Below are 18,711 nucleotides of genomic sequence, written 5' to 3' on the forward strand. Positions count from 1 at the left end.
GGCGAGCGCCTGGGACGAGCTCTTCACCAGCCGGCACGCAACCGTCGCAGCCGGGGAGCCGGTGGTCATGGGTGGCCGTCGCCTTCCCGCGCAGGACCGGGGAAGGCCGACTTCTCCAGTGCGGGGGCGACACCGTCCTTCCAGTCGGCGCACGGATCCTTCGCCCCTGCGTAGTCCGCCGCCATGAGCGGCAGGGAGAGATGGGAGAGGTCGCCGGGCGGTGGCGTGCGCGACGACCACAGGGGGGCGGGGGTGCCGTCGGCGACGGCGGCCGGGGCGTCGGTCAGGTTCATGCGCTCGCGCAGCCGGCCGTAGAAGTCCATCGCGGCGAGCCGGACCACCCGCAGCCGGGTCGGAGCGGCGTAGACGCCGATCCAGTCCCCCGGCTCCAGGACGCCGCGCACCTGGCCGTCGACGCTGACCGCGGCCTGTCCCGAGCGTTCCAGGACGCGCAGCCCGACCGCCTCGTTCGGGGCGGTGACGACCGAGCGGTTGAACGTCATGTGCGGGGCGACCGGGGTGAAGACGAGGGCCTCCGCGCACGGCGAGACGACGGGGCCGCCGGCCGCGAAGCTGTAGGCGGTCGAGCCGGTCGGCGTCGCCACCAGCAGCGCGTCGGCGGAGTAGGAGGCGAGCAGCCGGCCGGAGACGTAGACGCCGACGGAGACCTGGCGGTCCCGGGACAGCTTCTCCAGGACGATGTCGTTGACCGCGGCGACGTGCAGCGGGACACCCCAGTCGGTGTCCTGCTCGCAGTCGGTGCGGACCTGGGGCGGCGGCAGCAGCGGCCCGCGGCCGTACTGCATCAGCCGCTCCATGTCGGCCGGCACCTCCAGGCGCCGGGAGGCGCGCATCGTGAGCAGCAGGCGGCTGTCGACGGCGTAGCGGTCCTCGCGGATCGCGTCCAGCGCCTCCCGCACCGAGGAGACCGGCACCTCGGTCAGGAAGCCGACCCGGCCCAGGTCGACGCCGAGGACCAGCGCGTCGTTGCGGGCGGCGAGCCGGGCGCCGCGCAGGAAGGTGCCGTCCCCGCCGAGGGTGACGATCAGGTCGGGATCCCCGGCGGCCGCGACCTCCTCCCCTGAGTGGTGCCGTCCGCCGTCGTGCCACACGTCGATGTCCGTGCACCGCACGTCGTGCTCCGCGGCCCACGCCCGTACGACACGGGCCGCGTCCACCGCCTCCGCGCGCCCGCCGTGCACCACCAGTCCGAGCCCGTTCACCGTCATCTCCGCCTCCAGGACACCACCGTGCTCAGCCGCTGCTCCCACGCTGTCACGGCACGGGCGGATCTGTCGGGCGGAGCGGGATCACAGTCCCAGGGAGATGGCCAGCCGGGTGAGCTCGGCGGTGGTGTTGATGTCGAGCTTGGCGCGGATCCGGCGGAGGTAGGCGTCGACCGTGTGCCTGGAGAGCCCCATCTGCCGCGCCGCCTGGAGGTAGGTGCAGCCTGCGGCGATGTGCTTCAGCGTCTCGCGCTCACGCGGGGCCAGCGCGGCGGCGGTCTCGGTGTGCTGGGTGAGTGCGGTGAAGCTCATGGGGGATTCCTTGACCGATCGATCCGACAGGGGCGATTTGTCCGTTTACAAAACCCTCACAAGGCGACGTCATGACGGTGTCCCCCGACTGTCACAGGCGCGTCACAGGCACCTCCCGCGGACGGGCGGCGAAACCCCGAGTGGCCGCCGCGGCGGATTGGTGCTCCGTGGCGGCCGGGATCATCCTGGGGAGAGAGCCGGCCGTGCAGGTTCCGCGAAGGATGAGCGTCGATGGAACGACCTCCCACCCCTCCCAGTCACCCGGCGCAGACGCACGCCGTGCCCCAGCGGGCCCGCACCGCCTCGGTCACGGTCGACGAGCAGGGTGCCGTGACCGGCTGGAGCGACGGGGCCCGGCAGCTGCTGGGCTACCCGCCCGCCGAGATCCTGGGGCAGCCGGCCGCCCGGCTCCTCGCCGAACCGGACCGGGACGCCTGGCGGAGGGCGGCGGCCGGACCGCGCTGGAGCGGGACCGTCGCACTGCGCCATCGCGACGGGCACCGGCTGGACCAGGACGTCCTGGTCCACCGCAGGCCCCCCGGCGAACGGGCGGGCGGCGCGGAGTGGCAGGTGGTGTCCGCGGTGACCGGTCCCGCGGCGACCGCCGCGGGACAGGCGCTCGGCGAATGGGCCTTCCAGCAGTCGCCCTGCGTTGCCGCCGTCTTCGACGAGGAACTGCGGCTGGCCCGGGCGAGCATCGCGACGCAGCGCACGCTGTCGCTGGCGGAGGGGATGATACGGGGGCTGCGGCTGACGGACGTCGTGCCGTACGAGGGCAACGCCGAGGCCGAGGCGAGCATGCGGCGGGTCCTGGACGGCGCCGGACCGCAGGAGATCCTGCTCCATCTGGATCCGGCCGCCCCGGAGCGCACCTGGCACGCCCGGCTCACGCCGCTGGCGGACTCGGGCGGCCGGGTGCGGGCGGTGGCCCTGACGGCCCACGCCGACGCGCCCCGGCAGCTGGTACGGCGCCGGATGCTGCTGCTCGGCGACGCCGGGGTACGCATCGGCACCAGCTCCGACGTGCAGCGCACCGCACGGGAGCTGACCGAGGTCGCCGTCCCCGAATTCGCCGACGTGTGCGCCGTGGACCTGCTGGACGCTCCCCCGCGCGCGGAGGAGGTCGCCCGGGGGCATCCGCAACGGCCCGGCGCGCCGCCGCCCGACGGTGTCGCCCTGCGCCGGGCCGCCGTGCGGTCGCTGCCCGACGCGCCCGCGCTCCCGCGGCCCTCCGGCGATGTGCTGCACTGCCCGCCGTGGTCGCCGTCGGGGCGGTGCCTGGCCGAGGGGCGGGGCACGGTGTACCCGGGCGGCGACGAGGTCGTGAGCCGCTGGGAACGGGAGGATCCGCAGGCCGCCGGGTGGATCCGGGAGAGCGGGACGCACTCGCTGCTGGCGGTGCCGCTCAGGGCGGGCGACGTCACGTTCGGTGTGGCCCTCTTCGGACGGAACCGGCAGACCGAGCCGTTCGACGCGGACGACCTGTGGCTCGCCGAACAGCTCGCGGCGCGCACCGCCACCAGCATCGAGAGCGCCGCCCGCGCCCAGCGCCAGCACACCACCACGATGACGCTGCAGCGCAGCCTGCTCCCGCAGACGCTGCCCGAACAGTCGGCCCTGGACATCGCCAGCCGCTATCTGCCCTCGGTCAGCCAGGCCGGGGTGGGCGGCGACTGGTTCGACGTCATCCCGCTGTCCGGGACCCGGGTCGCGCTCGTCGTGGGCGATGTCGTCGGCCACGGCATGCGGGCCGCCGCCACCATGGGCCGGGTCCGCACCGCCGTGCGTACCCTGGCCGACGTCGACCTGCCGCCCGACGAACTCCTCAGCCACCTCGACGACCTGGTGGTCCATCTCTCCGCCGAGGAGGCCGGTGCCGACAACGCAGCCGAGGCCGCCGGCGGCGTCGGCACGACCTGCCTGTACAGCGTGTACGACCCCGTCACCCGGCGGCTGTGCGCCGCCCGGGCCGGCCACCCGCCGCCCGCCGTGGTCACCGGCGGCACCGTCCGCTTCCTCGACATCCCGGCCGGGCCCCCGCTCGGCCTCGGCGGCCTGCCCTTCGAGTCGTACGAGACGGAACTCCCCGAGGGCAGCCTGATCGCCCTCTACACCGACGGTCTGCTCGAACCCCGCGAGCACGACATCGACGACGCGCTCGACACGATGTTCGCCGCACTCGGCCGCCCCGCCGAGACCGTGGACACCGTCTGCGACCGCGTCCTGACGTCCATGCTGACCCACCGCCCCGACGACGACATCGCCCTGCTCGTCGCCCGCACCCGGGCCCTGCACGCGGACCGGGTCGCCACCTGGGAGCTCCCCTTCGACCTCGCCGCGGTCGCCGAGGCCCGCAAACTGGCCACCGAGCAGCTGGCCGAATGGCATCTGGAAGAGGCGGCGTTCATCACCGAGCTCATCGTCAGTGAGATGGTGACCAACGCGTTCCGGTACGGCCGCCCGCCCGTCCGGCTCCGGCTGATCCACGACGACCGCACCCTCATCTGCGAGGTGTTCGACTCCAGCAACACGGCCCCGCACATGCGGCGGGCCCACACCTACGACGAGGGGGGACGCGGACTTCTCCTGGTCGGCCAGCTGACCCGGCGCTGGGGCACCCGGCACGGCGGCACCGGCAAGACCGTCTGGGCCGAACAGCACCTGGCCGAGGACTGAGCGGACTGAGCGGACTAGCGGCGGAACACCGGGCGGGCCCAGGCCGGCGGGTGCGGGGTGTCCGCGGTGTCCCGGACGACGGTCGGGGTGCGGACGGTGTCGCGGCCGGCCGTCGGGGCGCGGCCGGCGTCCCGGTGGACGGGGGGCTGCCCTGCCGGTCCGGGGCCGTACGCGGCGCCCCGCAGCGCTGCCACGAACTCCAGGCAGGAGCCGTACCGGTCCTCGGGGGCCTTGGCCAGCGCCCTGGCGAACACGTCGTCGAGCCCCGGCGGCAGCCCGGCCCGCACCTCGCTCAGCGCGGGCGGGGCGTCGTACTGGTGGGCCCACAGCAGCGCGATGTCCTCGTCCCGGACGAACGGCGGACCGCCGGCGAGCATCTCGAAGACCACGCAGGCGAAACTGTAGAGATCGCAGCGTCCGTCCACCGGGCGCCCCGAGATCTGCTCCGGTGCCACGTAGTCCAGGGTGCCGACGAACTCCCCGACCGTCGTGAACCCGGTCAGCGACAGCGACTTCTTGGTGAGCCCGAAGTCCGTGAGGTAGACGTGCTCGGGGTGGTCGCTGTCCGTGCCCCGTGCCACCAGCACGTTGCCGGGCTTCACGTCCCGGTGCACCAGGTCGTGCTCGTGCGCCGCGTCGAGTGCGGAGGCGACCTGCGCGGCGATCCGCAGCGCCGCGTCCACCGGCAGTACGCCCTCCTCGTCCAGCAGGGCGCGCAGGTCGGGCCCCGAGACGTAGCGCATGGCGATGTACAGCACGCCGTCGGTCTCGCCGGCCTCGAAGATCGGCACGATGTGGGGGTGGTCGATGGCGGCGGCGACCCGTGACTCGTGGGTGAAACGGCGGCGGAAGGTGTCGTTGCGCACCATCTCGGGGGCCAGCAGTTTCAGGGCGACGGTCCGGTCCAGACGCAGGTCCCTGGCACGGTAGACGACGGCCATGCCGCCGCGCCCGATCTCGCCCAGGACCTCGTAGCCCGCGATGCGCGTCGCCATCACCCACATCGTATCCAGCGGGCCCCGGGCCCGCGAGAAGGCCGCGTTCCGGCGGGCCGGACCGGCCGGGTCAAAGTGGCGCCGCCTGCCAGCCGGTCCAGTGCGTCACGGTCACGAGGACGACCGCGCCGGCCGGCGGGTGTTCCCGGTACTGCGGGTACTTGGCGCGCAGCGGCCCGACGAGCGCCGCGTCGGCGGGGACCACGACCGCCTCGCCGTCCGCCCGGACCCACCACAGGTGGTCCCAGTTCTCGTCGTAGGCGTCCGCGAGCAGGCACACCGACGGCCGCGCGGCGATGTTGCGCAGCCGTTTGAGGCGGGTGGTGCTCTTGGGTTTGTGGTCCACGGCGGTGACGATCCCGTCGGCGCCGTGCAGGGCGAAGACCACAGGCACCAGATGGGGGCGGCCGTTCCCGTCCACGGTGGCGAGCCGGGCCACCCGGGCCGCGGCGAAGCGGCGTCGTGCCTCGACCCCGGCCAGCTCCGGCACCGCGCGCCCCGTCCCGGTCAGGCCCGGCGCAGCGCGTCGAGCACGTCGTCGTCCGTCAGTTGCCCGAAGTCGTCGTACCACTGCCCGACCGCGCTGAACACGGCCGGGCGGTACGGGCAGACGACGAGGTCGGCCTCAGCGGCGAGCGCGTCCAGGGAGTCGGGGGCGCCGACCGGGACGGCCAGCACGGTCCGCGCGGGGCTCCGGCGCCGTACGTGACGGAGCGCGGCCCGGGCGGTGCAGCCGGTGGCGAGGCCGTCGTCGACGACGAGCACGGTACGGCCGCGCAGTGCGGGCGGTGGCCGGCCCGCACGGTAGCGGCGCTCGCGGCGGCGCAGCTCCTGTCGCTCCCGCTCGACGACGGGGGCAAGGGAGTCCTCGCTCAGGTCCAGGTGGGCCAGGGTCGCCAGGTCCAGGAGCGGCGGGTCGTCCCCGGCGATCGCGCCGACGCCGAACTCCTCGTGGAAAGGGGCTCCGATCTTGCGTACGACGAGCACGTCGAGCGGGGCCGACAGTTCGCGCGCCACCTCGGCGGCGACGGCCGCACCGCCCCGGGGCAGCGCCAGCACGATCGGGTCGGGCAGGGCGCCCTCGTCGCGCAACTCGCCGAGCACGGCGGCGAGTTCGCGGCCCGCGTGGGCGCGGTCCCGGTAGCGCACGGTTCGTCCTCTCCGGGCGGGGTCGGAGTCTCCTTCCTCCATGGTCACACCCCGAGGCACCGAAGGCCGAGCCGTCCGGGGGAACGGCCACCGGCTCCGCCTGCCCGGCCCGGCCGCGGCCGGCATCGAGAACCTGTCGGTCTGCGTGCCGGGCGCCGGGATCGTCGACGGCCCGCCGGACATCCTCGCCGGGTCGAAGAGGCCGGGCCCTGCTCCGGCCGGGGGTGGACGAATCTGCCGGGCCGGTGAACATCCCGTGTGCGACCCGCGCAGGGTGGCCGGTTCCCTACGATCGTGCCGTGGTCAACTTCCTCCTTCAGCGGACGGCTCCGCTGCCGATCGACGAGGCCTGGCGCCGGCTCACGGAGTGGTCCCGGCACGCCGACGTGGTTCCGCTGACCCGGGTCACCGTGCTCACCGATCCCCCGACCCACGAGGGCACGGTCTTCGTGGCCCGTTCCGGGCTCGGGCCCCTCTCGTTCGACGATCCCATGGAGGTGACCGTCTGGGAGCCACCGCAGGACGGCGGCTCCGGCCGGTGCCGCCTGGTCAAGCACGGCCGGGTGGTGCTCGGCTGGGCCGAACTGGAGGTGCACCCCGGGCCCGGTGGCCGCACCCGGGTGGTCTGGCACGAGGAACTGCGGATCCGGGGGCTGCCGTCGCTCTTCGACCCACTGGTCCGCCGGGCCTCCCGCGCGGTGTTCGGCCGGGCGGTCAACTCACTCCTCAGGCGGCCGTGACAAGGTGCCGTCAGCCGGTGGCTAGTGCCGCGGCAGGCAACGTTTGCCCGTCAAGGAGCGGCGTCCGGTGCGTGCTCTCGGCGTGCCGGCCGGAAGTCCTCGTACTGGATGTACTTGGGCTTCCGTCCGGTGCGGCGAGAGTGCGTGCCGGGCGTCGTGACGGGGCGAACGTTGCCTGTTGCGGCACTAGGCCACCGACCCGATCCGGCGCGCCGGGAGCGCCGCCGACGTCGCGTCGTGGTGGATCGGGGTGTGCGCGCCGGTCAGAAAGACCCCGCTGCCGCCCCGGCGGTGCGCGACGATCTCGGCCCCGATCGACAGTGCGGTCTCCTCGGGCGTACGGGCGCCGAGGTCCAGGCCGATGGGCGACCGGAGGCGGGCCAGCTCCAGTTCGGTGACGCCGACCTCGCGCAGGCGCTCGTTGCGGTCGAGGTGGGTGCGGCGGGAGCCCATCGCGCCGACGTAGGCCACCGGGAGGCGGAGGGCGAGCCGCAGCAGCGGGACGTCGAACTTGGCGTCGTGGGTGAGGACGCACAGGACGGTACGGGCGTCGACGTGCGTGCGCTCCAGGTACCGGTGCGGCCACTCGACGACGATCTCGTCGGCCTCCGGGAAACGGTTCCGCGTCGCGAAGACGGGCCGCGCGTCGCACACCGTCACCCGGTAGCCGAGGAACTTGCCGACCCGGACCAGCGCGGACGCGAAGTCGATCGCACCGAAGACGATCATCCGGGGCGGCGGGACGGACGACTCGACCAGCACCGTGAGCGGTGCTCCGCACCGAGAGCCCTGCTCGCCGATCTCCAGGGTGCCGGTGCGGCCCGCGTCCAGGAGGGCGGCGGCCTCGGCGGCGACCGTGCGGTCCAGCTCCGGGTGGGCGCCGAAACCGCCCTGGTGGGCACCGTCGGCGTCCACCAGGAGGGCGCGCCCCAGCAGCTCCGCGGGCCCGGTGACGACCCGCGCGAGGGCCGCCGCCCGCCCGCCAGCGGCGGCGGCCAGGGCCGCCGCGACCACCGGCCGGGCGGGGTCGTCCGCCCGGACCGGGGTGACGAGGATGTCGATGACGCCGCCGCAGGTCAGTCCGACGGCGAAGGCGTCCTCGTCGCTGTACCCGAAACGCTCCAGAACGGTCTCCCCGTCCTCCAGCGCCTGCCGGCACAGCTCGTACACGGCACCCTCCACACAGCCGCCGGAGACGGAGCCGACGGCGGTCCCCTCGGCATCCACCGCGAGAGCGGCGCCGGGCTGCCGCGGCGCGCTCCCCCCGACCGCCACCACCGTGGCCACGGCGAAGCCCCGCCCGTCGGCGACCCACCGACTCAGCTCCTCGGCGATGTCCAGCATGTCTCGGTCTCCTTAGACGAGGTCAGGGTCAGGCGCCCCCGAAGGGGTGCTGGGGGTACCCCCGGCCGAAGGCTGGGGGAGGAACCGCGCGACCAGCCGTGACGAACCCGCGGACGACAGCCGGCCCGTCACGGCCGCACCAGCGGAGCGTCTAGTGGACGCCCAGCCAGCCCTCAATGGGATCGAGGGCGAAATAGACCAGGAAGATCCCTGTCAGGCCCCACATGAATGCCCCGATCTCCCGCGCCCTGCCCTGAGCCGCCTTGATGGCGGTGTAGGAGATCACCCCGGCGGCCACACCGGTGGTGATGGTGTAGGTGAAGGGCATCAGGACGACCGTCAGGAACACCGGAATGGCGGTGGCCCGGTCGGCCCAGTCCACGTGCCGGGCGTTCATCAGCATCATCGCGCCGATGACCACCAGGGCGGCCGAGGCCACCTCCTGCGGGACGATCGCGGTGAGCGGGGTGAAGAACAGGCAGGCCGCGAAGAACAGGCCGGTGACGACGGAGGCCAGACCCGTACGGGCACCCTCGCCCACGCCGGTGGCCGACTCGATGAACACGGTCTGCCCGGAGCCGCCCGCGACCCCGCCGATCGCGCCGCCCGCGCCGTCGATGAACAGCGCCTTGGACAGGCCCGGCATCCGCCCCTTGTCGTCGGCCAGCTTCGCCTCGGTGCCGACGCCGATGATGGTGGCCATCGCGTCGAAGAACCCGGCGAGCACCAGGGTGAAGACGATCATCGCCACCGTCATCGCGCCGACCTTGCCCCAGCCGCCGAACTCCACGTGCCCGAAGAGCGAGAAGTCCGGCATGGAGACGGCGGAGCCGTGCAGTTCGGGGGCGCCGTTGGCCCACTGCCTGGGGTCGACGACCCCGAGGCCGTTGAGCGCGGCCGCCACGACGGTGCCGCTGATGATGCCGATCAGGATCGCGCCGGGGACGTTCCGGGCCTGCAGCATGAAGATCAGCAGCAGGGTGCCGGCGAAGAGCAGCACCGGCCAGCCGGCCAGTTCACCGGCCGGGCCGAGGGTGACCGGGGTGGCCTTGCCCTGGTGCACGAAGCCGGACTTGTAGAAGCCGATGAGGGCGATGAACAGGCCGATGCCCATGGTGATGCCGTGCTTGAGCGCGAGCGGGATCGCGTTCATGATCATCTCGCGCAGGCCGGTGACGACCAGCAGCATGATGACCACGCCGTACATCACGCACATGCCCATCGCCTGCGGCCAGGTCATCTGCGGGGCGACCTGCGAGGAGAGCACGCCCGAGACGGAGAGGCCGGCGGCGAGCGCGAGCGGCACCTTGCCGACGAAGCCCATCAGCAGCGTGGTGAAGGCCGCCGCGAACGCCGTCGCGGTGATCAGCGCCTTCTGGCCGAGGGTGTCCCCGGCCGCGTCCTTGCCGGACAGGATCAGGGGGTTGAGCAGGAGGATGTACGCCATCGCCATGAAGGTGGTGACGCCGCCGCGCACTTCCCGCGCGACGCTCGATCCGCGCCGGGATATGTGGAAGTAGCGGTCGAGCCAGGACCGTCCGGCCGGGACGCGGGTTCCTTCGCCCGCGTCGTCGGCCGTCGTCCTGGGTTCGAGTGACTGCTGGGTCATGGTGCCTTCTCCCAAGGTTCACAGGGGCCCCCGCGCGTGCCGATGCCTTCGGCGGCACGCGGGATTTGGGAAGTGCATGACCCGGGGGACGGCCCGGAAGTGCACGCTTGTGGGTTCGGCGCCGGGTGGTTGGACAACCGCCCGGCGCCGGGCTGCCGTTCGGGCGGTGTTACGCGTTGCCAGTCAGGTGTTCCGGGCGGACCGGTGTCCGGTTGAGCTCCAGGCCGGTCGCGTCGCGGATCGCCGCGAGGACCGCCGGGGTCGAGGACAGGGTCGGGGCCTCACCGATGCCACGGAGCCCGTACGGGGCGTGGTCGTCGGCGAGTTCGAGGACGTCGACCGGGATGGTCGGCGTGTCGAGGATGGTCGGGATCAGGTAGTCCGTGAAGGACGGGTTCCTGACCTTCGCGGTCTTCGGGTCGACGATGATCTCCTCCATCACCGCGATGCCCAGGCCCTGGGTCGTACCGCCCTGGATCTGACCGACGACGGAGAGCGGGTTGAGCGCCTTCCCGACGTCCTGGGCGCAGGCGAGCTCGATCACCTTGACCAGGCCCAGCTCGGTGTCCACCTCGACGACCGCGCGGTGCGCGGCGAAGCTGTACTGGACGTGGCCGTGGCCCTGCCCGGTGTGCAGGTCGAACGGCACGGTCGGCCGGTGCCGCCACTCCGCCTCGATCTCCACGGCCTCGTCGCCGAGGACGTCCGCCAGGTCGGCGAGCACCTCACCGCCGTCGGTGACGACCTTGCCGCCCTCCAGGAGCAGCTCGGCGGTCGCCCAGGCGGGGTGGTACGTGCCGAACTTGCGGCGGCCCAGCTCCAGCACCTGCTCGCGGACCAGCTCGCAGGAGTTCTTCACGGCACCGCCGGTGACGTACGTCTGCCGGGAGGCCGAGGTCGAACCCGCCGAACCCACCTGGGTGTCGGCCGGGTGGATGGTCACCTGCGCCACGCCCAGCTCGGTCCGCGCGATCTGCGCGTGGACGGTCACCCCGCCCTGCCCGACCTCCGCCATCGCGGTGTGCACGACGGCCACCGGTTCACCGCCGACCACCTCCATGCGCACCCGCGCGGTCGAGTAGTCGTCGAACCCCTCGGAGAAACCGACGTTCTTGATGCCGACCGCGTACCCGATGCCGCGTACGACGCCCTCGCCGTGCGTGGTGTTGGACAGACCGCCGGGCAGCTGCCGTACGTCCGCGCCCTCGCTGCTCTCCCACTGGCGCTCGGGCGGCAGGGGCATCGCCTTGACCCGGCGCAGGAGTTCGGCGACCGGGGCCGGCGAGTCCACCGGCTGTCCTGTCGGCATGACCGTGCCCTGCTCCATGGCGTTCAGCTTCCTGAACTCCACAGGATCCATGCCGAGTTGCTTCGCCACCTTGTCCATCTGCGCCTCGTAAGCGAAGCACGCCTGGACCGCGCCGAAGCCGCGCATCGCGCCGCAGGGCGGGTTGTTGGTGTAGAGGGCGATGGCCTCGATCTCGACGTCGTCGACGACGTACGGCCCGATGCCGAGCGAGGAGGCGTTGCCGACCACGGCCGGGGAGGCGGAGGCGTACGCGCCGCCGTCGAGGACGATCCGGCACTTGACGTGGGTCAGCTTGCCTTCGCGCGTTGCCCCGTGCTCGTAGTAGAGCCGGGCCGGGTGGCGGTGGACGTGGCCGAAGAACGACTCGAAGCGGTTGTAGACGATCTTGACGGGCTTGCCGGTGCGCAGGGCCAGCAGGCAGGCGTGGATCTGCATCGACAGGTCCTCGCGGCCGCCGAACGCGCCGCCGACGCCGGACAGCGTCATCCGCACCTTGTCCTCGGGCAGGCCGAGGACGGGCGCGATCTGGCGCAGGTCGCTGTGCAGCCACTGGGTGGCGATGTAGAGGTGGACGCCGCCGTCCTCCTCGGGCACCGCGAGGCCGGACTCGGGGCCCAGGAAGGCCTGGTCCTGCATGCCGAAGTAGTACTCGCCCTTGACGATGACGTCGGCCCGCTTCGCGGCCTCGTCGGCGTCGCCGCGGATGATCGGCTGGCGGTGCACGATGTTGGGGTGCGGGACGTGGCCGACGTGGTGGTCGTCGCGGCCCTCGTGGACCAGGACCGCGTCGGGCGCGGTGGCCGAGGCCTCGTCGGTGATGACGGGCAGCTCGCGGTACTCGACCTTGATCTTGGCGGCCGCGCGGCGGGCGGTCTCCGGGTGGTCGGCGGCGACGATCGCGACCGGCTCGCCGTGGTGGCGGACCTTGCCGTGCGCGAGGACCGGGGTGTCCTGGATCTCCAGGCCGTAGTTCTTCACCTCGGTGGGCAGGTCGTCGTAGGTCATGACGGCGTAGACGCCGGGCTGGGCGAGGGCCTCGCCGGTGTCGATGGACACGATCTCGGCGTGCGCGACCGTGGAGCGGAGGATCTGGCCCCAGAGCATGTCCTCGTGCCACATGTCGGACGAGTACGCGAACTCTCCGGTGACCTTGAGGGTGCCGTCCGGGCGGAGCGTGGACTCGCCGATGCCGCCCTTGGTCTGGGAGCCCTGGGTGACCTTGGTGGGGGTGCCGAGGGGGGCGCTGTTGGTGGGCATCCGGTTCAGACCGCCTCTCCCTGCCGGGCGGCCGCGAGACGGACCGCGTCCATGATCTTCTCGTAGCCGGTGCAGCGGCACAGGTTGCCCGAGAGCGCCTCGCGGATGTCCGCGTCGCTCGGGTTGGGGTTGCGCTCCAGCATCTCGTCGGCGGCGACGAGGAGGCCCGGGGTGCAGAAGCCGCACTGGACGGCGCCGGCGTCGATGAAGGCCTGCTGGACGGGGGAGAGTGGGGTGTGTTCGCCGGTCCGGGAGTCGGTGGGGGGCTTGGGCTGCCAGTTCTGCGAGGTGTCACGCGTGACATGTGACATAGCACTGTCCGCTCCGCAGGCCCGCCGCTCCGCGAACTCCGCCAGCCCCTCCACGGTGACGACCTCCCGCCCCTCCGCCTGCCCCGCCGCGACCAGGCACGAGCACACGGGCACCCCGTCCAGCCGGACGGTGCACGACCCGCACTCCCCCTGCTCACAGGCGTTCTTGGAACCGGGCAGGCCGAGCCGCTCCCGCAGCACGTACAGCAGGGACTCGCCCTCCCACACGTCGTCGGCTTCCTGCGGGCGTCCGTTGACGGTGAAGTTGACGCGCATCAGGCGACACTCCCCTTCTGCTCAGGGTTCTGCCCGGTGGTGCCGCGGTACGACTCCCAGGTCCAGGTGAGGGTCCGGCGGGCCATCACGCCGACCGCGTGGCGGCGGTAGTTCGCGGTGCCCCGGACGTCGTCGATCGGGTTGCAGGCAGCGGCGCACAGGTCCGCGAACTGCTTGGCGACCGACGGGGTGATGATCTTTCCGTTGTCCCAGAAGCCGCCCTCGTCGAGCGCCGCGTTCAGGAAGTCCTCGGCGGTCCTCGCCCGGACCGGCGTGGGAGCGGCCGAGCCGATGCCGGTCCGCACGGTCCGCGTCTCGGGGTGCAGGGCGAGCCCGAACGCGCACACGGCGATCACCATGGCATTGCGCGTACCGACCTTCGAGTACTGCTGTGGTCCGTCGGCCTTCTTCACGTGCACCGCGCGGATCAGCTCGTCCGGCGCGAGGGCGTTGCGCTTGACGCCGGTGTAGAAGTCGTCGATGGGGATGAGCCGGGTGCCGCGCACCGATTCGGCCTCGACCTCGGCGCCGGCCGCGAGGAGCGCGGGGTGGGCGTCGCCGGCCGGGGAGGCGGTGCCGAGGTTGCCGCCGACGCCGCCGCGGTTGCGGATCTGCGGGGAGGCGACGGTGTGCGAGGCGAGGGCGAGACCGGGCAGTTCGGCGCGGAGGTTCTCCATGATGCTGGTGTACGGGACGGAGGCGCCGAGCCGTACGCTCTCCTCGCCGACCTCCCATTCGTAGAGATCGCCGATGCGGTTGAGATCGAGGAGGTACTCGGGCCGGCGGTGGTCGAAGTTGATCTCGACCATCACATCGGTGCCACCCGCGATCGGCACTGCGGTGGGGTGCTCGGCCTTCGCGGCGAGCGCCTCCTCCCAGCTGGCGGGGCGAAGGAAGTCCATGACCGGCTCTCTTCTCCGTCTCGTGAGACTCGTGAGTCGTGTGGATTGAGCCAATCCGTGTGCGGCGGGCCCGGCTCGTTCATGTCCTGTTAACGCGGAATGCCGCCAGTACACCGCCCCTTACTCCAGCGGGGTCAGTCACTGAAACCATGAAGGAGTTGGCTGGCCAGCACGGGCATCTTGTAGATTCGTATGAACGGAGGTCATCAGTAACCCCTTGGTTTTCCTGTGGAAACGCAGGAAACGCCCTGGCGACCGCCGGTGGCGGCCCGGCAGCCCTCGGTGACGGCCCGCGGAGGCGCCCGCCGGGTGCCTCCCCCCGTGACCTTTCAGGATTCATCGTAGATTTCGAGACACAGAACGGCGGCGACGAGATGCGGCTGCGCGCACTGCTGGACACCGATGCGCTGGGCCTGCGGCTGCTCGGCGGCGAGGACGAGCTGGACCGTACCGTGCGCGGGGTGATGACCACCGACCTGCGCGACCCGAGCCGCTACCTCTCCGGTGGTGAGCTGGTGCTGACGGGCCTGGCGTGGCGCCGGGACGCGGCGGACTCCGAGCCGTTCGTACGGCTGCTGGTGCAGGCCGGGGTGGCCGCGCTGGCGGCCGGTGAGGCGGAGCTGGGCGACATCCCGGACGATCTGGCCGTGGCCTGCGCGCGGCATCGTCTGCCGCTCTTCGCGGTGCACGAGTCGGTGGCCTTCGCGACGATCACCGAGCATGTCGTGCGGCAGGTCAGCGGCGAGCGTGCCGGGGACCTGGCGGCCGTGGTGGACCGGCACCGGCGGATGATGACCTCGGGTCCGGCGGGCGGCGGGCCTGACGTGGTCCTGGACCTGCTGGGCTCCGACCTGGACCTGCGGGCGTGGGTGCTGTCCCCGGCCGGGCGCCTGATCGCGGGTTCCAAGGTGTCCGGGCCCGCGCTGCCCGCCGAGGCCTGTGCCGGGCTGGCCGCCGAGCACCTGGCCGCCACCCGCACCGGGCGCCGCGGCCCGCATCGCGTACTGCTCGGCGGCACGACCTACTCCCTCTTCCCGATCCGGTCCAGCGGCCGTTCCCCGCAGGGTGCCCGGGACGTGCGCGAGACCGTGCTGTCGGACTGGCTGCTCGCGGTCGAGGCGGACGCGGGTGACTGGCCGGAGGAGCGGCTGGACCTGCTTCAGGGTGTCACCCAGCTGATCGCGGTGGAGCGCGACCGCCGTGACGCGGCGCGGACGGTGCGGCGCAGGCTCGCGCAGGAGGTCCTGGAGCTGGTGCAGACGGGTGCGGCCCCGGCCGAGATCGCGGCCCGGCTGCGGGTGGCCGCGCCGGTCCTGCTGCCGGGGCTCGGTACGGCCCCGCACTGGCAGGTGGTCGTGGCCCGGGTCGAGTGGGACGGCGGGGAGGTCGAGGGGGGCCCGGTCGCCCAGTCCCTGCTGGAGGAGATCCTGGTCGACCCGCTGGCGACCGGCCCGGAGCCGTCCGACCGGATAGCGGTGGCCCACACCGGCGACGAGGCGATCGCCCTCGTCCCGCTGCCGGCCGTCACCGCCGAGCACGACGGCTCCGAGTCCGGTATCCAGGCCGACGCCCTCCTGGAGGCCGTACGGGCCCCGCTGGCGGCGGGTCTCGACGACGACGGCCGGGTCACTCTCGGCGTCAGCGCGGCCGTGCACTCGGCGGAGGGGCTGCGCGGTGCCCTGGAGGAGGCCCGGCACGCCCGCCGGGTGGCCGCGGCCCGGCCGGGCCGGGTGTGCGCGGCCGGTCACCAGGAACTGGCCTCGCACGTCCTGCTGCTCCCCTTCGTCCCGGACGACGTCCGCCGCGCGTTCACTGCCCGCCTCCTGGATCCGCTCCGGGACTACGACCGCCGTCATCGCGCCGAACTGATCCCCACCCTGGAGGCGTTCCTCGACTGCGACGGCTCCTGGACCCGTTGTGCCACCCGTCTCCACCTGCACGTCAACACGCTGCGCTATCGCGTGGGGAGGATCGAGCAGTTGACGGGCCGGGATCTGTCCCGGCTGGAGGACAAGCTCGATTTCTTCTTGGCGTTGCGGATGAGCTGAGGTCACGCGGGGAGGCGACCGGCTCGCGCCAAGCGGCTTCGCCGTCCCACGACTTTGTGAAATTATTCACCCACCCTCTTGGCCCCGCGTGGCGATCGGTGCTGGAATGCCGCCACCACTTCACTGCTCGACGGCGCGCTAGGGGAGGGCAACGTGGCGTACTCCGCCATGTCTGGGAACGGAACGACCGCTGGTGACGATCCGCTCCAGACCGCGGTATGGCGGCTGCGCTCGCGGGCCTGCTGGGCCGACGCGGCGGCTCTGCTGCCGTCGGACACGGCGTCGTCCACCTTGCAGCGGGCAGGGCTGATGGTCGAGCGGTGTCTGTACACCGAGGGGGGCTGGGAGGAGGCCGAGGACGCGCTGCGGACGGCGGAGGCGGTGGCCCGGACCGACGAGGAGCGGGGTGCGGCGGCGTGTGAGCGCGGTCAACTCGCCTACACCGCGACCCTGCACGGGGTCCGCGACCGGGCGGACGAGGCACGGGCCGCGCTCGGCAGGGCGGCGGCGCTGATCCCTCCGGGGGCGCCGGGCCGGGCCCTCCTCGACTTCCGCCGGGGTCTGCTGGCGGAGAACCTCACCGGCTCCCCGCAGGCGGCCCGTGCCGCCTACCGCAGGGCCCACGCGGCCGCCACCGCGCACGCCGACCCGCTCCTGCTCTCCTTCACCTGGCGTCACCTCGCCGGACTGGCCCTGCGGGACGGGGAGTTGGCGGAGGCACGGCACGGTTTCGCGGAGTCGCTGCGGATCAGGGAGGAACTGGGCTACCTGGTGGGCACGGCGCCGGCGCTCGCCTCCCTGGCCGACACGGAGTCCGAGCCCGAGGCGTCGCGCCTGCGTGAGGAGGCCGGCCGTCTGTTCCGCCTCCTGGGCGGCGTCCCGACCTGGCTGGCGCGGCAGCTGACTCCGCCGGCTCCGGGAGCGGCGACGGCCTGAGACCCGACTCAGAGGAAACTGAGAATCTGCTGTGCCAGGCTGACGCGCCCCGACTCCCCCCTCACAGGAGCGCTTCGCCATGAGCACCGTCAACGGGCTGCCGGCCCACGTCCTGCTGGTCCACATCGTCGTCATCCTGATCCCGCTGACGGCCCTCGCCCTCGTGGCCGCCTCGTTGTGGCCGCGGGCCGCCCGGCGACTGGGCGCACTGCTGCCGGGGCTCGCCCTGGTCGCCCTGGTCAGCGTGCCGTTGACGACCCAGGCCGGCGAGTGGCTGGAGCGGCACGTGACCGAGGACCCCCTGGTCCGCCGGCACACCGACCTGGGCGACGGTCTGCTGCCGTGGGCCCTGGGTCTGTTCGTACTGGCCACGGTGGTGTGGTGGGCGACGCGACGCACTGGCCAGGAGCAGGCTCCCGGCAAGGGCGCCCGCTGGTCGGCCCTCCCGGTGCGGATCGTGGTCGGCGTGCTGTCGGTGGCCGTGGCGGCCGGCGCGGTCGTCGACGTCTACCGCATAGGCGACTCGGGCGCGAAGGCCGCTTGGCACGACGCGTACCAGAAGACGGCGCAGGGCAACTGAGGAGGCTGGGGCGGGGGGGGCGGAGGCTCATCGGCGCTTGCGGGGTGCCTGCCCGCAGCTGTGGAGCTGACGCGAGTGCCGCGCCCCGTCAGGGGCGCGGGGAACTGCGCGACAGGCCACCACGCACGCGCACCCGGCCCCCGGTCCGCGCCGCCAGGGCGGTCCCGACACCCACCGCGTCCCGACGCCCGGCCCCGGCCGCCCCCCGCACGGCGGGAAGCCGCGCAAACGCCCTCCCTTGTCAGCCCGCGGCGGCGAAATGCCCGGTCGCGAGCCTGCGGACGGCGTCCTGCTCCCCCGCGGCCAGCGCCTCCAGCAGCGCGGCGTGCTCGGCCGCGTCCGCCATGAGGTCGGCCCGTGCCCCATGCAGCGGAACCGCTCGGCGGTGCAGGTCCTCGGCGATCTGGACCAGCTGCTCGTTGCCCGCGAGGGCGAGCACCGCCCGGTGGAAGGCCCGGTCGGCCTGGGCGTAGGTGGCCCGGCAGCCGGTCGCCGCGGCCCGCACCGACTCCTCGGCGAGCGGCCGCAACGCGGCCCACCGCTCGGCGGGTACGCTGCGCGCCAGCCGCAGCAGCACCGGTACCTCGATCAGTGCCCGTACCTCGGCCAGCTCCGCGAGCTCGCGGGCGCCCCGCTCGACGACGCGGAACCCGCGGTTGGGCACGACCTCGACCGCGCCCTCCTGTGCCAGCTGCTGCATCGCCTCGCGGACCGGCGTCGCGGAGACCCCGAACCGCTCCCCCAGCGCCGGCGCCGAGTACACCTCGCCGGGCGCCAGCTCCCCGCTGACGAGGGCGGTACGCAGGGCGTCGAGGATCTGCCCGCGCACGGACGCGCGCTGCACGACGGGCCTGGGCTGCGGGATCGGCGGCTCGCTGTGGGTGTGCTCACCCCGTGCGGCAGGCGGGCCGGCGGGGTAGCCGGGTACCTCCCGTGCCGACTCCTGGGACCGCGACTGCGCCGGCACCCCGGCCGTTCCGGCGGGAGCCGGGTGCGCGCGCTGGTTCACGGGTCCTCCTCCGGCTCGTCGGCACTTGGGTC

The 18,711-nt window shown here is 73.3% G+C and carries 16 protein-coding genes; 5 read left to right on the forward strand and 11 right to left on the reverse strand.

Features of this window, described 5'->3' with window-relative positions:
• Positions 1-65: 65 nt before the first annotated feature.
• Both BLW82_RS09650 and BLW82_RS09655 read right to left on the reverse strand, forming a co-directional pair.
• Entirely contained in the window at positions 66-1,229 is a 1,164-nt protein-coding gene (locus tag BLW82_RS09650) for an NAD(+)/NADH kinase (protein ID WP_093498390.1), read from the reverse strand.
• Positions 1,230-1,310: 81 nt separating this feature from the next.
• Positions 1,311-1,538 (reverse strand): response regulator transcription factor, encoded by a 228-nt coding sequence (locus BLW82_RS09655; RefSeq protein WP_093498391.1) that lies wholly within the window; start codon positions 1,536-1,538, stop codon positions 1,311-1,313.
• 231 nt (positions 1,539-1,769) lie between these two features.
• On the opposite strand from BLW82_RS09655, the gene BLW82_RS09660 reads away from it, so the two are divergent.
• Positions 1,770-4,214, forward strand: coding sequence for a SpoIIE family protein phosphatase (locus BLW82_RS09660; RefSeq protein WP_093498392.1), 2,445 nt, complete (start codon positions 1,770-1,772; stop codon positions 4,212-4,214).
• Between the two features lie 14 nt (positions 4,215-4,228).
• On the opposite strand, the gene BLW82_RS09665 is transcribed toward BLW82_RS09660, so the two are convergent.
• From BLW82_RS09665 to BLW82_RS09675, 3 genes are all read right to left on the reverse strand, one after another.
• Complete coding sequence (locus BLW82_RS09665) at positions 4,229-5,218, reverse strand: serine/threonine-protein kinase (protein ID WP_093498393.1); 990 nt, start codon at positions 5,216-5,218, stop codon at positions 4,229-4,231.
• Between the two features lie 61 nt (positions 5,219-5,279).
• Entirely contained in the window at positions 5,280-5,699 is a 420-nt protein-coding gene (locus tag BLW82_RS09670; protein WP_093498394.1) for a TIGR03668 family PPOX class F420-dependent oxidoreductase, read from the reverse strand.
• A gap of 17 nt (positions 5,700-5,716) precedes the next feature.
• Positions 5,717-6,358, reverse strand: coding sequence for a phosphoribosyltransferase (locus tag BLW82_RS09675; protein ID WP_093498395.1), 642 nt, complete (start codon positions 6,356-6,358; stop codon positions 5,717-5,719).
• A gap of 299 nt (positions 6,359-6,657) precedes the next feature.
• Here BLW82_RS09675 and BLW82_RS09680 point away from each other — a divergent pair, with 299 nt between their 5' ends.
• Positions 6,658-7,098 (forward strand): SRPBCC family protein, encoded by a 441-nt coding sequence (locus BLW82_RS09680; protein ID WP_093498396.1) that lies wholly within the window; start codon positions 6,658-6,660, stop codon positions 7,096-7,098.
• A 186-nt stretch (positions 7,099-7,284) separates the two neighbouring features.
• Here the strand turns inward: BLW82_RS09680 and BLW82_RS09685 are convergent, their stop codons facing one another.
• The 5 genes from BLW82_RS09685 to BLW82_RS09705 form a co-directional block, all read right to left on the reverse strand.
• A complete protein-coding gene (locus BLW82_RS09685; protein ID WP_093498397.1) occupies positions 7,285-8,442 on the reverse strand; it encodes an XdhC family protein in 1,158 nt (385 codons plus the stop codon).
• Positions 8,443-8,593: 151 nt separating this feature from the next.
• Positions 8,594-10,051 carry an NCS2 family permease gene (locus BLW82_RS09690; RefSeq protein ID WP_093498398.1) on the reverse strand — a complete coding sequence of 486 codons (1,458 nt, stop codon included), beginning with the start codon at positions 10,049-10,051 and terminating at the stop codon, positions 8,594-8,596.
• A gap of 169 nt (positions 10,052-10,220) precedes the next feature.
• Positions 10,221-12,617, reverse strand: coding sequence for a xanthine dehydrogenase family protein molybdopterin-binding subunit (locus BLW82_RS09695; RefSeq protein WP_093498399.1), 2,397 nt, complete (start codon positions 12,615-12,617; stop codon positions 10,221-10,223).
• 5 nt (positions 12,618-12,622) lie between these two features.
• The gene (locus BLW82_RS09700) at positions 12,623-13,204 is read right to left on the reverse strand and encodes a (2Fe-2S)-binding protein (protein WP_093498400.1); all 582 of its coding nucleotides are present in this window, start codon (positions 13,202-13,204) and stop codon (positions 12,623-12,625) included.
• Complete coding sequence (locus BLW82_RS09705; protein WP_093498401.1) at positions 13,204-14,106, reverse strand: FAD binding domain-containing protein; 903 nt, start codon at positions 14,104-14,106, stop codon at positions 13,204-13,206. Before BLW82_RS09705 ends, BLW82_RS09700 begins: the two co-directional genes overlap by 1 nt.
• Before the next feature lie 374 nt (positions 14,107-14,480).
• Here BLW82_RS09705 and BLW82_RS09715 point away from each other — a divergent pair, with 374 nt between their 5' ends.
• From BLW82_RS09715 to BLW82_RS09725, 3 genes are all read left to right on the forward strand, one after another.
• Positions 14,481-16,154 (forward strand): PucR family transcriptional regulator, encoded by a 1,674-nt coding sequence (locus tag BLW82_RS09715; RefSeq protein WP_093498403.1) that lies wholly within the window; start codon positions 14,481-14,483, stop codon positions 16,152-16,154.
• 168 nt (positions 16,155-16,322) lie between these two features.
• Complete coding sequence (locus BLW82_RS09720) at positions 16,323-17,090, forward strand: hypothetical protein (protein WP_177233279.1); 768 nt, start codon at positions 16,323-16,325, stop codon at positions 17,088-17,090.
• A gap of 79 nt (positions 17,091-17,169) precedes the next feature.
• Positions 17,170-17,670 (forward strand): DUF2231 domain-containing protein, encoded by a 501-nt coding sequence (locus tag BLW82_RS09725; protein ID WP_093498405.1) that lies wholly within the window; start codon positions 17,170-17,172, stop codon positions 17,668-17,670.
• Positions 17,671-17,911: 241 nt separating this feature from the next.
• Here BLW82_RS09725 and BLW82_RS09730 read toward each other — a convergent pair whose 3' ends face one another.
• Positions 17,912-18,679, reverse strand: a complete 768-nt coding sequence (locus tag BLW82_RS09730; RefSeq protein WP_093498406.1) for a GntR family transcriptional regulator — start codon at positions 18,677-18,679, stop codon at positions 17,912-17,914.
• Positions 18,680-18,711 lie beyond the last annotated feature (32 nt).

The organism is Streptomyces sp. Ag109_O5-10, from assembly GCF_900105755.1.
Lineage (GTDB): Bacteria > Actinomycetota > Actinomycetes > Streptomycetales > Streptomycetaceae > Streptomyces.

What these genes read in the sequence shown, in the direction of transcription:
- BLW82_RS09650 (WP_093498390.1), bottom strand. Translation starts at nt 1,229, where the DNA reads ATGACGGTGAACGGGCTCGGACTGGTGGTGCACGGCGGGCGCGCGGAG.
- BLW82_RS09655 (WP_093498391.1), bottom strand. Translation starts at nt 1,538, where the DNA reads ATGAGCTTCACCGCACTCACCCAGCACACCGAGACCGCCGCCGCGCTG.
- BLW82_RS09660 (WP_093498392.1), top strand. Translation starts at nt 1,770, where the DNA reads ATGGAACGACCTCCCACCCCTCCCAGTCACCCGGCGCAGACGCACGCC.
- BLW82_RS09665 (WP_093498393.1), bottom strand. Translation starts at nt 5,218, where the DNA reads ATGTGGGTGATGGCGACGCGCATCGCGGGCTACGAGGTCCTGGGCGAG.
- BLW82_RS09685 (WP_093498397.1), bottom strand. Translation starts at nt 8,442, where the DNA reads ATGCTGGACATCGCCGAGGAGCTGAGTCGGTGGGTCGCCGACGGGCGG.
- BLW82_RS09690 (WP_093498398.1), bottom strand. Translation starts at nt 10,051, where the DNA reads ATGACCCAGCAGTCACTCGAACCCAGGACGACGGCCGACGACGCGGGC.
- BLW82_RS09695 (WP_093498399.1), bottom strand. Translation starts at nt 12,617, where the DNA reads ATGCCCACCAACAGCGCCCCCCTCGGCACCCCCACCAAGGTCACCCAG.
- BLW82_RS09700 (WP_093498400.1), bottom strand. Translation starts at nt 13,204, where the DNA reads ATGCGCGTCAACTTCACCGTCAACGGACGCCCGCAGGAAGCCGACGAC.
- BLW82_RS09705 (WP_093498401.1), bottom strand. Translation starts at nt 14,106, where the DNA reads ATGGACTTCCTTCGCCCCGCCAGCTGGGAGGAGGCGCTCGCCGCGAAG.
- BLW82_RS09715 (WP_093498403.1), top strand. Translation starts at nt 14,481, where the DNA reads ATGCGGCTGCGCGCACTGCTGGACACCGATGCGCTGGGCCTGCGGCTG.
- BLW82_RS09720 (WP_177233279.1), top strand. Translation starts at nt 16,323, where the DNA reads ATGTCTGGGAACGGAACGACCGCTGGTGACGATCCGCTCCAGACCGCG.
- BLW82_RS09725 (WP_093498405.1), top strand. Translation starts at nt 17,170, where the DNA reads ATGAGCACCGTCAACGGGCTGCCGGCCCACGTCCTGCTGGTCCACATC.